The sequence below is a fragment of the Echinicola jeungdonensis genome, from assembly GCF_030409905.1.
GTDB lineage: Bacteria > Bacteroidota > Bacteroidia > Cytophagales > Cyclobacteriaceae > Echinicola > Echinicola jeungdonensis.
This window is the reverse complement of sequence record NZ_JAUFQT010000001.1, coordinates 2,274,071-2,289,533: the sequence shown is the minus strand read 5'-3', so window position 1 is coordinate 2,289,533 and position 15,463 is coordinate 2,274,071. Positions and strand designations below refer to the sequence as shown.

Annotated in this window: 6 protein-coding genes; 1 reads left to right on the top strand and 5 read right to left on the bottom strand. The window is 42.2% G+C overall.

Features of this window, described 5'->3' with window-relative positions; all coding sequences use genetic code 11:
* Positions 1–11: 11 nt before the first annotated feature.
* The 4 genes from QWY93_RS09385 to QWY93_RS09370 form a co-directional block, all read right to left on the bottom strand.
* Positions 12–3,029, bottom strand: coding sequence for a SusC/RagA family TonB-linked outer membrane protein (locus QWY93_RS09385; protein WP_290247963.1), 3,018 nt, complete (start codon positions 3,027–3,029; stop codon positions 12–14).
* A gap of 1,218 nt (positions 3,030–4,247) precedes the next feature.
* On the bottom strand, positions 4,248–6,221 hold the full coding sequence (locus QWY93_RS09380; protein WP_290247962.1) for a CASTOR/POLLUX-related putative ion channel: 1,974 nt from the start codon (positions 6,219–6,221) through the stop codon (positions 4,248–4,250).
* A 538-nt stretch (positions 6,222–6,759) separates the two neighbouring features.
* Complete coding sequence (locus QWY93_RS09375) at positions 6,760–8,412, bottom strand: RagB/SusD family nutrient uptake outer membrane protein (RefSeq protein ID WP_290247961.1); 1,653 nt, start codon at positions 8,410–8,412, stop codon at positions 6,760–6,762.
* 29 nt (positions 8,413–8,441) lie between these two features.
* Positions 8,442–11,507, bottom strand: a complete 3,066-nt coding sequence (locus QWY93_RS09370; protein WP_290247958.1) for a SusC/RagA family TonB-linked outer membrane protein — start codon at positions 11,505–11,507, stop codon at positions 8,442–8,444.
* Between the two features lie 205 nt (positions 11,508–11,712).
* Between QWY93_RS09370 and QWY93_RS09365 the strand changes: the two genes are divergently transcribed.
* Complete coding sequence (locus QWY93_RS09365; RefSeq protein ID WP_290247957.1) at positions 11,713–12,666, top strand: AraC family transcriptional regulator; 954 nt, start codon at positions 11,713–11,715, stop codon at positions 12,664–12,666.
* A 245-nt stretch (positions 12,667–12,911) separates the two neighbouring features.
* Here the strand turns inward: QWY93_RS09365 and galB are convergent, their stop codons facing one another.
* Positions 12,912–15,353 carry a beta-galactosidase GalB gene (gene galB, locus QWY93_RS09360; RefSeq protein ID WP_290247955.1) on the bottom strand — a complete coding sequence of 814 codons (2,442 nt, stop codon included), beginning with the start codon at positions 15,351–15,353 and terminating at the stop codon, positions 12,912–12,914.
* Positions 15,354–15,463: the final 110 nt, after the last annotated feature.

Sequence of the window (15,463 nt, the reverse complement as noted above, 5' to 3'; positions counted from 1 at the left end):
GAAATTTTGGGTTAAAATGATGCACTTAAGCCTAGCATAAAGGTTCTAGCTGGTGGGTAAGGAATGTATTCAATGCCGAAGGAAGGCACGCCACCTACACCACGATTGGTATTGACTTCCGGATCAAACCCACTGTAATCAGTGAGTAAAAACAGGTTTTGACCGGTAAGTGAGACCCTTACATTGCGAAGGTAATTGCTCACAGGGCCCAGGTTATAGGACGCGGAAGCATTTTGTAACCTCATATAATCAGCATCCTCCAAGAAACGGGTGGAAACCACATTGGCATTACCCAAGGATTCATTCCCCAAACCAATTTCAGGAGAAGCATTTCTTCCCAGCCCGAAGTTTGCTGCCGTGATCACGGCATTGGCGGTATTATTGTAAACCTGTTGACCAAAGGCTCCATTCATATTCATGCTGAAGCTGAATTTCCCATAATCCAACTTGGTGTTAAAGCCTAAAAGAACATCTGGATTAGGGTCACCAACAAACTGCTCATCGTCGGAATATTGGGCTACACCATCCTCATCAAAGCCCATAAAATCTAGCATCTTAAAGACATACAATGGCTGGTTGTTGACCAGTTGCTGGGAATTGGATCCTCCGCCCAGACCGTTTCCATTGATTTGTCCGGTCAATACAGGAGCACCATTATAATCTGTCAATTCGTTTTTCAGATAAGTAGCATTTACCCCAACTTCCCAACTCATTTTTTGGGTTTCTTTTACTATTCCATTCAGCATTAATTCTACACCATTATTTCGAATGGTAGCTGGCAAATTGGTCCAATATTGAGCTGCAGGAGCAGGTTGGATGGTAGGCAGTTGAAACAACAGGTCTGTTGTAGACTTGTCAAAGTATTCCAATGAACCCATTAACCTGGAACGGAAAAGAGAAAAGTCCACACCAATGTTTACGGTTTCGGTAGTTTCCCATTTCAAATCAGGGTTGGCTACATTGAGCAAGGAGATCTGCTGGTTACCAAATGCATACCGCTCTTGGGAAGCACCTGCAGGGAATTCCTGGTTACCAGTTCTACCCCAGCCCAATCTTAATTTTAGGTTATCTATTTTGGAAGAGCCTTTCAAAAATCCCTCTTCGCTTAATATCCAAGCTCCGGCAAAAGAAGGGAAATAACCGTATTTGTTGTTTTCACCAAACTTGGTGGAACCATCCGCCCTCATGGTACCAGTCACCAGGAATTTGTCAGCAAAATTCAAGTTTACCCTGCCAAAATAAGATTGGATCTGATTGGTTGGGTCTCGGTATGAATTTACACTTACATTATCACGTGATGGGTTTTGAAGGATATTAGATCCCAACAAATCAAACATGGTAAAACCTCTTGCAGATATGTTATTAGTATAGCTTTTGTATTCTTGAAATTCATAACCTGCAAGGGCATTCAGTTTTATTCCCTCCCATTCCTTTTTATAATTTAGAGTATGGGTGATAGTTTGGCTGTTCAATACGGAGGTATTGACTACGGCTAATCCTAAATCTGTAATGGTACTGAGGAAAAGCTCACCTGAGGTATCAACAGTCCGGTTTCCTTTGGCATGGCTTACACCAAGGCTGAATTTATAATCTAACCCTTCTACAATATTAAATGTAGCACCAAGGCTACCTAATATCTGGGTGGTATTACTTCGGTCATTATAATAATCAATTAATGCAACAGGGTTGGTAGGCAAGCCGGACACATCGTTTCCTCCCTCCTGGTAAACCCTTTGCACGTATTCGCCCTGGGCATTTCTAAAAGGAACTGTGGGATTCCATTCGATGGCATTCCCTATCAAACTACCATTTACATTAGAGTTTTCGGCAATTGGAGCTCCATTTTCAACGGTGTTAGCAGCAATTACGCTGACATCCAATTTTAATCGGTCTTCCGGTAAAAACTTGTATGAAGAAGTGTAATTGGCAGTGTATTTTTTGATGCCACTTTCCTTGATGGCCCCTTCCTGATCATGGTAACCGGCAGAAAGACGATAATTGCTTTTATCATTTCCACCACTAACAGAAAGATTGACTTGTTTGGTCACTGCAGTCTGAGTGATGGCATCAAAGGCATCTACGGAAGTACCACCATCGAATCCGGTAAGTTCCCTATGATCCAAAGCCCTTCGGAAGGTATCTCCATCCATAATATCCGGCTTGCGGACCATATTACTAATGCCTGTACTCATGTCAAGCATTACTGCAGGAGCTCCCGATTTTCCTTTTTTGGTAGTGATGATCACTACCCCATTGGCCCCTCTGGAACCATAAATGGCCGTAGCAGAAGCATCCTTAAGGATGTCAATGCTGGCAATGTCATTGGGGTTGATAAAGTTAAGAGGATTGGATCCTTCAGTACTACCTAACTCACCTGCGGAAGCGCTGGGCTTGGTATTTCTACCATCCAAAGGCACCCCATCCACCACAAACAATGGCTGGTTTCCAGACCTAACAGAGGAATTACCCCGGATTCTAAAAGTCACCTCTCCACCTGGGGCACCACTATTATTGATGATGTCCACTCCGGAAACTTTACCCTGGATCAATTGATCGGGGGAAACGTTGACTCCTTTGTTAAAGGATTCCTCTCCAACGCGGTTTACCGCACCGGTAAGGTCACGTTTTTTGGCAGTTCCGTAACCAACCACCACCACTTCATCCAGGCTTTTAACATCCTGCTCCAAATAAATGTCAAGGTTGGTTTGATTTCCGATGCTTACTTCCTGGGAAATATACCCTACAAAAGATACCACCAAGGTGGAAGCTTCATCCCCGACACTCAGCTCAAAGTTACCGTCCAGGTCTGTTACTGTCCCAATTTGACTCCCCTTGACCATGATATTAACTCCGGGAATGGTTTGGCTATCCGAAGCATCCCGGACAGTTCCCCGAATGGTCTTTTCTTGTTGAAGTTTGTTAATTTCTAACGCTGCCTTATTGCCCGAGGAAGGCACTGCAGCTGCTTGTGCTGAGGGGTAGGTGGCCATCGCCATCCCGGTCAGCAGCAGAAGTAATTTTGGATTCATGTTATTGGAAATTTTGGGTTATAAAATCGAACAATAACAAGCCGGGAAATCCCAAATTGATTTTCCTGACTTATGTCATTCATTGGGTCCAATTTCCCTATTCAAAAAAATTAAAGATGTAAAATAAAAACTATGGTCGATTTTGTAAAAACAGCATCAAACAAGACTATCCACCTTCAACATCCCCAAAAACGGTGTTCTGTTCGGGCATTGCCCCTTTTCAACAAAAAAATAGTTGGAGCCGACTGGAATATATTAGGGAAGATTACGTGGAATTTTTATTTAGATATCGACATTTTTTATTGTTCAGACCTGTTTTGGTTCTGAGATAGCAGGGCAAGTCAATACAAGGGGCCGTATATAGTATGTAATATGTTTTATTTTGACAAGAACCATTTTTTCATTTTAGCCCCTGGGGAAAATATGAACTACCATTTTCTAAAAAGTAAATCAATTGAAATTTAGGGTTCTTCTGTGCTTGTAGTTTTGTCCAACCCCTAAAGGGGTTGGGAAAGTTACAAATATATTGCCTCCCCGGGCTTCACCAAGAGTTATTATAGTTGAAGCCTTAACAGGCTACTTTTATCACTTCAGATCTGTGTCACATACCTGTCCATTTCAGGAAACACCCAATTCGTCAATCAAAAATTTGACAAGATTTTTCTCAAAAACGGGAGTTGATGTATTCTGCATAGAGGTTGGTTTGTAAACACAGACCTCAGTTGAGGTGATTGATTAATCAGCCACATCTCAAATTTAAAATTCTACCTAGCTTGAAAGATTATATTGATTAGCAAGGAAACCACAAGGAACCCCAAGCCTGTTAGGCTTGAAAAAAATAACCCCGGGAGCATCCCGGGGTATAATCGGAATATATAGATCCACCCAACTCGGTAGGAGTTGAACCTTAATTGCAACTTATCCACCAAATTAATTGCTGAATACAACCTTGGCTGACTATTCTCCCCCGGTCTGTGAGGACACAGACCGGGCTTTTTCAAAGCCATGACCGTTCGATACAAGTCTCTCTTACCAATTGATTCTTTTAATACAGTGAAGCCTTCAGGCATGGGTAGTTTGTGATCAAACCATGTTTGGAGGAGATCTGTCCCGCGTTAGAGACAGGGGGACAATATGCCTGGGTGGTTTGTGAGGACACAAACCACGATGAGAAAACACGGGAACCGATCTCACATCTCAAATCTCTACTATCATTCATCAATAAACAGTAGTCAACACAACCAATCTCACTTCCGAATGAATTGCAAGTTTTTCCTCACGATCTGGATTTAGCTTTAGGTGGACTTTATTTTTTTCATAATGGAATCCCTCATAGATACCTAAGGCTGTTTCATGGTATTCAGCTGCCCGCTTTTCCAAGTCAGAAAAAAGAATGTTTGCCGCTTCCAATCCATATTCTTGGGGGGTTCTAAAAATAATCTCTGCACCTCCAACCGTAAACAATTCTTTATGGACACTATGCAACTCTCTTCGCATGGCAATGGAGGCCAAGAGATTACTCAAAATCAATGGGCCAATAAGAACCTCACTTTTAAAATTCTTGATCAATATTTCATTGCTGGGGTCAGATAACTCCAAAAGAATATGTGGCTTTTTCTCCCGCCCCTCTAGAATTTCCTCCAACAGGGTATAGCCTACAATGGTCCGAGCATCTGCTTCTTCCTCATCGGTCAACCGACCACTACTTACCAAAATGATATTGTCAAATTTCTCTGGGTGAATACCCCTCAATTCTGATTCCCGGATATAATCTACCTGAAGGTGTTCACAAGCCAAGCGGCCCCGCTGCACACCATGGAGATCAATCTCCTTTTGGCGTTCTTCGGGAGGCCTGAGAGAAACGATGGTTACATGGTAAGCTTCATCTTCATAAGAGCCCAACTCTTTTATCAAGGCAGGTATTTGATGGTTCCAGCCCAAAATAAGCAATTGTTTTATCCCAGAATCTTCTTCTATGGGCAAGGAACCTTTGTATTCAATAGACACATCCGACTCCTGGAAAGTTTCCGGGGCTTCTATTTCAAATTCCGTGTCTTCCATTTTCCTGGCAAGCAATATCAACCGATCTTCTCCTTTTACTTCAAAATCATCGGGTGGATTTAAAAAAGGCTCAAATTTCTGATTTGTTTTTCTGACCACCCCAAGTACAATGGCCGCATCATAATGGCTTTTAATAAAGCCCATTTCTTTACCAATAATTTCAGGGAAATCGCGGGCATAAAGATTATTATTAAAATTATTGGAAAGAAGTTCATTATAAACTTCAGAAAGGCCATAGTGCCGGACATTTTGGGCAATCAAACGGCTAATTATATTATCACTGGAAATAACTTCCAAAGGCCCAGAATAAGCCCGGTAGGCTGCTTTAAGTTTATTCTCATCCTGTATCTCCGCCACCACATAAGGAAGGTCATGGTTAAAATTGCCATTAGCCTCCGCATTGAGTGAAAGAAGTGTTTTAATGGTTTCTACATCTGGGGTAATCAACTCACTTTGGGTATAAGTTTGACTGGGGATAATGATGGCAGAAGCATTAAGGCTGTCCACCCTTCTGAGATGCTCTCTGTCAATCGGGTCACCAGACCGTAGGATGACTTCATTGGCCCTCTCTCCGATTAGGGGATGGTCTTTCAATTCCTGCAAGCGGTCGGGTGTCACATCATCGGATAGGATGATCAACTTTAATTTTCTTACCCCATGTCTTTGCAAAAACTTTTTTAGCCTTCCTGTGGATTGGAATAATTCGGCGGCAATGTGGATGGTACGGTTTGTCCAGCCTAAGATTACAATGTGATTGGTAGCTGTAACGGGGGTCAGGCCTTGTTCAAGTATCCTGATTTTTCGGTTTAGCCATGTGGTAATAATAGCTACCAAAGAACCCAAAAACACCACATAACCAGCTACGGTGATCAAGGTAGAAATTAATCGTCTCCATGTCCCTTCATCATCACCCAAATATCCTGGGTCAGATAGCCTCAAAAATGCCCACCAAATAGCCTCTCCTAATGAATCGGTGGGTTCCCCAGAAGGTAAAACCAATGCCCCGCCAATAACAGACAACAAACCGATCAACAGGGCCACAAAAAACAATTGCACGTGGGCACCCCTGATAAATTGCCTTTCCAGAAAAAAATTGAAGCTTTCTAAAATACGAAGTTTTTTTCTACGCATAAGGTTGAGGAAATAAAAAACGATTTCATTGTCAATGGAAATATCCAGAAACTGCGATTAAAAAACAAATGGGGAAGGGTGTGATGATAATAACAAGTCAAAAAAGGTAAATTATTAAACTAAAAAACCTTGTTGTTAAACTAGTTAATTTATTCCTTTAAACCTGCTTGAATTCAATTCCAACCTCAATAATAGGCGGCCCATTCTGGGTCGGTGGGGAATTTTAAACTGGAAACCTCTAAAGGAGTATGAACCCTTCAGGCTCTTGGAAACCAAAGCTTAATTTGAAAATCAATCTATTCCAAAAATCAAGGTTAATCCCATTACCTAAATCAACCGGGGTTCCACCATCCCGATGAGATGGTATGCCTATAAAAAAGGGTTACCCTTCTACTCCATTCGACCCTGAAGTGGGTAAAATATGGTCCCATAAGGCCTTTAAGCTTAAAAAAAATCTCCTACTCACATCAATAAAAAAAGACCCACCAATATGGCAGGCCTTTTCATTACCCTAGCTTTAAAAACAAAACTAAATCAACTAATATTCTGGATTCTGTTCCATCATTTTATCGATATTGGCATCAATTGTCGATTGTGGGATGGGGAACAGGTTATGGTAATCCTTGATACTTGGTCCACTTTGTGGGTTGTATAGGCGGGTTCTCTCTACCAGCTTACCCATTCTGTTTAGAGTCAACCTTCTGTTTTCTTCAATAATCAACTCACGGGCCCTTTCGTCCAGGATATAATCCAAATCCACCTCTCCAGGAGTCACCAATGATGCATTGGCACGGCCTCTTACGGCATTGATGTCAGCTGCTGCATTGGCCGCATCTCCCAACAAGAAGTAAGCTTCTGCCCTGAGCAGGTAGGTTTCTGCCACGCGCATTAAATACACATCTTTTAAAGAACGACCATAGTTGGCACCTTCTTTTTTTTCGGCATCCCCTTCTACCTTTCTCAACATGGGATAATATTGCACCATGGAATCCAATCGATCTGGATCAAATTCCACTTTTTGGCCGAAATATTCAGACTCCGGATTGTTGTAATAATATTCTCTGCGGATGTTATGTTCAGAATTTCTGATGTCATTAGGATAATCTTCCCAAACTTCGTAATTGAAGTAATCAGTTGGTCTTACCCAGGCAACGCCACGGCCAAGACTATCCACGGAAAGCTGCATGCCCTTTTCGCCATTGGGGTCGGTGATGTCCCACCATTTTGGTCCCCAGGCTCTCAGCCAGGTTACACCTTTCCATTTACTGTTTTCCACGGTTCCGCCAGGAACTGTTCGGGGCTCAAATTGAAGGGCCCAAATGGTTTCCATATTGCCAGAAGAACGGTTGATATTGTCCTGACCATGCAAATCGGAAATTACATCCCCAGGTTCATCGGTATGGGCACCAAACCTTTCGGTCATTAAATGGTATTTTTCATCATCAATTACCCTGGAGGCACTTTCCACGGCATCCTGATAACGCCCAAGGTTGATGTATACTTCAGATAAAAGATGGTCGGCAGCAGCTTTGGTAATGCGGCCTTCCATATCTGTGGTTTCTGGCAACCACTCTGAAGCAAATTCCAGATCTTGCCTTGCAAAATCATATACTTCTTCCCTTGAGGCCCTGGTGAAATCTGCTTTGGGGGCCCTGTACAATTGATCTACAATTGGTACTCCTCCATAAAGATTGGCCAGGAAATTATAGGCATATGCCCTGAAAAAGCGAGCTTCGGCAATGACTGCATTTCTATCTTCTTCACTTTCCCAGAAATCACCTTCTTCTGCATATTGGATAACCGTATTGGCCCTTGGCATCATATTCCTGTAGGCCCAGTTCCAATAGTGCTCCACTGCATAAAGTGTTGGGGTTAACCAGGTAGGATAGTCATGGAAATCAGCTAATGTACGGTCTCCTGTGATGGCAATGTCTGTCCCGTAGTACATGGACTGCATTTTAGACCCATCCTCCCGGAAGTAAAGGTGCCTTGCTGATTCATGGAGGCCTACAATAGCACTTTCAAATCCCTCCTCATTAGTCAAAACCACATCGGAGTTGAGGAAATCCTGGGGTTCTTCGTCCAGAAAATTATCGTCACAAGCACTATGGCTTAAGGCAACCAATAAGCCCATAGCAATGGCCTTATGGCTGGGTGCGAATTTTTGATATATATTTTTGATAAACTTCATAGGTATTTTGGATTAGCTCGTGAAAAGATTTAGAAACTTAGGTTAATCCCTCCGATAATGGTTCTGGAGGTAGGGTACAGATTGGTGATGGTATTATTACCACTTTCAGGATCTGGCCCCATCCAATTAGTAATGGTAGCTAAGTTTCTTCCACTCACATAAAACCTCAAGCTGTTAATTTTCAATCTTTCTGTTATTGGTTTTGGCAGGTCATAAGCAAAAGTCACATCCTGCAACCTGACAAAATCTCTGCTTTGGTAATAACCTCTGCCCAATGGATTGGTATAAGTTAACCCTGGTCTGGTGTTGGACTGATTTTCTGGAGTCCAATAACCTGCATCGAGGAAATTCACGGATCTACCAGGGAAACTGTTTCCAGTACTGGTGCTTACATCCAAAAGGTTGAGCTGAGCATCCCAGCCTGTCATGGCATTGATAAAGAAGGAGAAGGTAAAGTCCTTGTAGCTTAACTGGTTATTAAGGCCCAGTCTGTATTTAGGTTGGGTCTGACCTAACACTTTTCGGTCATCTGTGGTAATGGAACCATCATTATTCTGATCTTTTACCCTTACCCATCCAGGCTGATAACCTTCTGGCAGATCATCTCCTTCTTGGTAGATGCCATCAAACTCATAATCATAGATCACACCAATCGGCTGTCCAATAAACCATCGGTTACCCAGGTCATCATCCTCCTGACCATCACCATCGGAATCCACATAATACAAGTGGTCAATCCGGTTTTTATTAGTAGAAAAAGTAAAGGTAGAATTCCATTGGAAATCTTGGTTTCGGACATTGACCGTATTCAAAGTAATTTCGAAACCATTATTACTGGTTTGACCCAGGTTGGCTGTAGTGGTCCAGAATCCTGTCATGGCAGGTAAGCTTCTGGCCAACAATAGGTCATTGGTAGTCATATCATAATATTCCAGGGTACCGGTAATTCTTCCCTGCCACATTTCAAAATCAACTGCGGCATTGAAAGACTTGGTTGTTTCCCATCCCAAACTTGGGTTAGGCATATATGCTGGATCCGGGAATAAGGCAGTATAGGTTTCGGATCCAAACACATACTGCCAAGAGGATGAACGATCCAATGAACGGTAAGGAGTCACCGCTTGGTTACCCACTTCCCCATAGGAAAGTCTCCACTTCAGCATATCAAAGGTGTTTTGTTGCATCATAAATGGTTCATCACTCATCACCCAGCCTAAAGCTATTGAAGGGAAGGTTCCAAACTTTTTATCTGCTCCAAACACAGAAGAACCATCTCTTCTGGCAGTCAATGTTACCAGGTAACGGTTTTTAAATTGATAATTTAACCTGGCCATAGAAGACACCCCATCTTGCTGGGTAGCTTCTGTTTCAATGATCTGGGTCTGGGCAATGTCAAGATTATTCCAGCTATTGGCATCATTGACAAAGCCGCGTCCTTCTACAAAGGTGCCTTCGGAAAAACTATGGTTCCTGCCATATAATAAGGTCAAATCAAACTTATGATCATTGATTTCCTTGGTATAGGTTACCAAATTTTCATACTGCCAGTTCATCCGGTTTCTGTTGAACTTTCTTCCCAATCCGATATTGTTGATATCATTTCTTTGATAAATCGGCTGGAAGGAATAATCATGATCCCATCTGATATTGGGATTGTAGCTGAATTTATAAGAAAGCCCCTCTACAAAAGGAACATCAATCTCCGCGAAGATATTGGCAAAAAGGTTATTGGAAATTTCCTCATTGTCCATGGTCAAGGCATTGAACATGGGGTTACTTACCAGGTTATCATCTGTTGGGTAAGGCACTGGATCTGTCTCCGCTTCATCAAAATACATTTTGGCATATGGGCTTAACCAGTAGCCATTCAAAACACTGGCCTCCACTCCGGATTGATCTCTTTGGGTAAACTGGGAGTTTATTCCAACTTTTAACCAGTCAGTAATTTGATTTTCCAGATTTAACCTGGCCGATATTCTGCTGGCCCGGTCTCCATAAATCAACCCATCTTCATCCGTATAACTTCCAGAGATAAAATAGTTAGTCTTATCAGTACGCCCGGAAACACTCAAGTTATAAGATTGCTGGGTAGCCTCTTGAGAAATTTCTTCCCATGGATCAATGGTCTTCCCGGCATCATACATTTCCTTTTCAGGAGCATTGAGCAGCTCCCTAACTGGTACTTCAGTGGCATTAGGTTGGTTTTGGGAACGGAAATCCAGCCTTCTTTGCAGGTAACTTTCTGGGGAATATAAAGGCATTTTATGGCTCCAGCCTGAAGCACCGAAATAACTGTTAAACCGGATGGTGGGCTTTTCAGAGGTACCTCTTTTGGAAGAAATCAAAATCACACCATTGGCAGCCCTTGAACCATAGATAGCTGCTGCAGAAGCATCTTTCAAGACTTCCATGGACTCAATATCGTTAGGGTTGATATCTGCCAGATTTCCATTATAGAAGGCCCCGTCCAAAATAATCAGGGGGTCATTACTAGCGGTAATTGATCTTTGCCCACGAACCAAAATATTTCCGCCTTGTCCAGGCCTGCCATTGTCAGTAAACTGAACTCCGGCTACCCGGCCTCTAAGGGCTTGGGCAATATTGGTATTAGGCTGGCTTTCCAATTGCTCCAGGTCCACTGAACTGACAGAACCGGTCACATTTCTTTTGGTCTGGGTACCATATCCGACCACAACCACCTCGTCCAGACTTTTAATATCCGGCTGGAGGGTGACCTCAAAAACTGATTGGTTTCCAACGGGTACTTCCAAGGTTTGATAACCGATAAAGGAAAAAATGAGGGTTTCAGCATTATCGCTGATTTCCATTTCAAATTTTCCATCAATATCAGTAACTGTACCCCTTGAAGTACCTTTTTCCCGGACATTAACCCCGGGGATGCTTTGGTCATTGGCTCCATCAATGACCCTTCCCCGGATCACCCGGTCCACTGGGGTTTTTAATTCTGAAGAATTTTTGGAATTGTGCTCTTTTGGTAGGAAGGGGAAATAGGAATTTCCTTTTCCCATGGCATCTGCTGAAAGCTGAGCACTAAAAGCCAACAGCACCGATGCGCTGAGTAATTTTACATTCATCTAATATTTGGTTTTCGGGTTATTGAAACATCAATCACCCTTAATATTAGAATTATAAAAAATCAAATCATGCAAAATTCAATCAACGCTCGATTTTATAAACTACATGGTTTTATTTACTTTTATTTCCCTTTTTACCATTTATTAAAATATTTTGCCTTTTATATTGTATTTTAGCGAATTGAAATAATCACCCAAAATACCAATGGAATATTCAAAAGACCACCCATTAGCGGAAAAAACCAAATCTGGGGAATCAGGAACCTGGTGGCATGAAGGCAATAAAGGACCACTGGTCAGAATCCCATTCATCAACCAGTTTGGAAGCATGAAGTTTTCCAAAGTCAGGATGGATGAAAATATGCGTCCCCACTTAAATGACGGGATTGAAATTCATTTTATAGAAAGTGGAAAATACGATTGGGTCATCGAAGACCGGTCAATAGAACTGCTTCCTGATGACCTTTCTGTCACTGCTCCATGGCTTTGGAACGGAAGTCCAGCAGGGAAAATGGACATGGGCCAAATCAATTGGATCATTATCAATCCAGAAGACTTTTCACCCTCCAAACCTCTTAACCTTGGCAAATGGACCAAATTATCCCCAGGTTTTCAACAGGAATTGGGCAAACTAATTGCAGACGAGGATGGCTTGGTACTCAAAAAAGCGAAGACCTTTAAAAAGTACTTTACAGAACTTAAAAAGGAGCTGGATGAACAGGAAGAAGGATTCGAAATCATTGTTGCCAACATCCTTGAAAACCTATTGATTGACCTGTACCGTCACCTTTCCAACAGGAAGCAAAAGATCGGAGAAGAAGACCATTTTATTGATACCCTTACCCAAATGATATTGGGTGATTTGACCAAAAAATGGATTGTAGAGGATATAGCTGTGTCCTTTGGCATGGGAAAAACGAAATTCACTGATGAAGTCAAAAGGCTGACTGGTTACCCTCCCAATAGTTTTATCATCAATTTGAAAGTGGATAAGGCAAAGGAATTGATTCTTGGGGAGAATGAAATGGAATTGACTGATATTGCTTTTACCTGCGGGTTTTCTTCATTGCAGCATTTTACCTCCACTTTTTCACAACGAACTGGCATTACCCCTGGGAAATATCAATCCCAAATACGGAAAAAAGGAAAGGAAGCATAAGGAGAAAATTTCTCCTTATGCTTCCTTTCCATATATTAACCTCCTAACGAAAAAAAATAATCCAGGCATGTAGGGAAATTGCGGAAGGGAAACAAAGGGAATTCCATCAAAAGGAGATTTCCACACCCTCCCTCCTACTTCCCCTTTTTAACAGGGTCCGCAATGACGTTAACGACTTTATTTCGGTTCCTTAAATTCGAACTCAGGCAAATACAACCTCGGTTGCTCCCCAACCAATCAATTAATCAATTGGTCTCCAGCACAATTTCTGAAGGCTCAAGTCCTTCAGCAGTGGCTTTCAGGGTGATTTTTCCGGCATTTTCATTGGTTTCAACTATCACCAGGCATTTGCCATGGAAGGCTTTCCTGTAATCTGCTTTAAATGGTTCCAGACTGGCCTGGTAGCCATTGTCCACACCGGCAATATGGCCTTCTCCAACAATTTCAAAATTCACCACGTTGTCAGCTTCTGGCACAAGGTTGCCTTCCTCATCCAAAATATTTACCGTGATAAAGGACATGTCTTTTCCATTGGCTTTTAATTGGATTCTGTCCGGAGTCATTTCGATTCTGGAAGCTTCCCCAGCAGTATGGATTTCTTTTTCCAAAACAACTTTTCCATCTTTTCTTGAAATAACTTTAAGGGTGCCTGGCTCAAATGGAATCCTCCACATAACATGTAGATCATCACCCTCTTTCTTTTTCACACCCTGGGACTCACCATTCAGAAAAAGCTCCACTTCATCAGCTTGGTTGTAATAAGCCCAAATATCCACTTCTTGCCCTTCTTGCCAATTCCAGTGAGGGAATACATGCAACATAGCCTTGTCAGTCCATTCACTTTGGTACATGTAATAACTGTCTTTTGGGAAACCAGCCAAATCAATTATCCCAAAATAAGAGCTTCTGGCAGGATAAGGGTAAGGAATAGGCTCTCCCAGATAATCAAAGCCTGTCCATACAAAAAGCCCTGACATGAAATCCTGGTCTTTGATGGATTTCCAGGTCTCCTCATGGGTGCTTCCCCAATAGGCAGAAACTTGATCATATGCGGATACGGTCAAATCTTCATTGCCTGTTTCCAGTGGAATATCATGGGCTTGAGGCCATCGCATGGTGGTATCTGAAGGGAGATCATATTGCCCTCTTGTTGCCAAGGCAGACATATTTTCTGTAGCAATCAGTTTCTCTCCAGGGTACCATTCCGGAAAATTCTTATGGTCCTTGTGCTTATAATTAAAGCCCAAAAGATCCAAAGCACCAGACTGATAGATATAATTTTTATCGGGGATATTCTCGGTCAAAGCACAGGTTACAGGACGGGTGGTGTCCAGGTTTTTCACTATATCCACCAGTTCTTTGGTGATGGTAAGGCCAGTGCTGTCAAACTGCTCCCTGATTTCATTTCCAATGCTCCACATCATGATGGAAGGATGGTTTCGATCTCTTAGGATCAGATCCTCCAGGTCTCTTTTGTGCCATTCATCCCAGAAAAGGTGACCATCTGCATCCACTTTTTTCTTTTTCCAAACATCAAAAGCTTCATCTTGTACAATAAATCCCATGCTGTCACATAACTGCAACAATTCCGGAGAGGGTGGATTATGGGCTGTACGGATGGCATTGGCACCCATTTCTTTCAATATTTCCAACCGTCTTTCAATGGCTCTTTTATTAACAGCTGCACCCAAAGCGCCCAAGTCATGGTGATTACATACACCTAGGATTTTCATGTATTCTCCATTAAGGAAAAAACCTTCTTCCGGATCGAAAGAGAAATAACGGATTCCCAAAGGAGTTTGATAATTGTCCACCAATTGGTCATTGACATAAACCTCCGTCTGTACCTGATACATATAAGGATTATCCGGAGACCATAATTTTGGAGACTGAACAGAAAAATCCTGCTCAACCAATACCACCGCATTGGCAGCAATCAGGCTGTCTGTTTCCAAAGAAGCAATTACCTTATTTTCCTGGTCAATGATTTTGGATAAGACCTTCAACGGCTGATCTTCCTTACCATCATTTTTCAGGTTCAACTGGAAGTTAACTTTGGCGACATCCTCACTTACCTCGGGTGTTGTCACAAAACTTCCCCAATGGGCAACATGCACCTTTCCTGTTGTCACTAAACGGACATTTCGGTAAATTCCGGATCCAGTGTACCAACGGGAATTAGGCTGTTGGGAATTGTCCACCTTCACTGCAATTATATTGGAGCTATCTCCATAATTCAGATAAGGGGTCAGGTCATAATGAAAAGAGCTGTAACCATTGGGTCTTTTTCCCAAATGTTGGCCATTGATCCAGACTTCTCCATTTCGATAAACCCCATCAAACTCCACCCATGTTGTTTTATTTGCAGCTTCTTTATTTGCAGCTTCCTGTGGCACGGTGAATGTTTTTCGGTACCAACCAATACCAGCTGGTAAAGCTCCGCCTTCCGGCCTTGTAGGATGATCCTCGCTAAATTCCCCTTCAATACTCCAGTCATGGGGAAGTCTTAGGTTTCTCCAATCACTGGCATCAAAATCCATTTGGATGGCATCAGGATGATCCCCCAAATGAAATTGCCAATCTTTATTAAAATCGTGGATCAAACGTGCTTCTTTGGACGGTTTCGTACAACCAAAAAAGGCCAGGAACAATATGGAAGCACCAATTAATGAAAATAATTTTCGCATTTCAAATATTTAATTTCTCGCAGTGGCGCCAAGGCCGCAAATTTTAGTTTTTCTTATTTTGAACAACAACAGATAATATAGGTCACAATAGGTACTTTTTTATCTTTAAA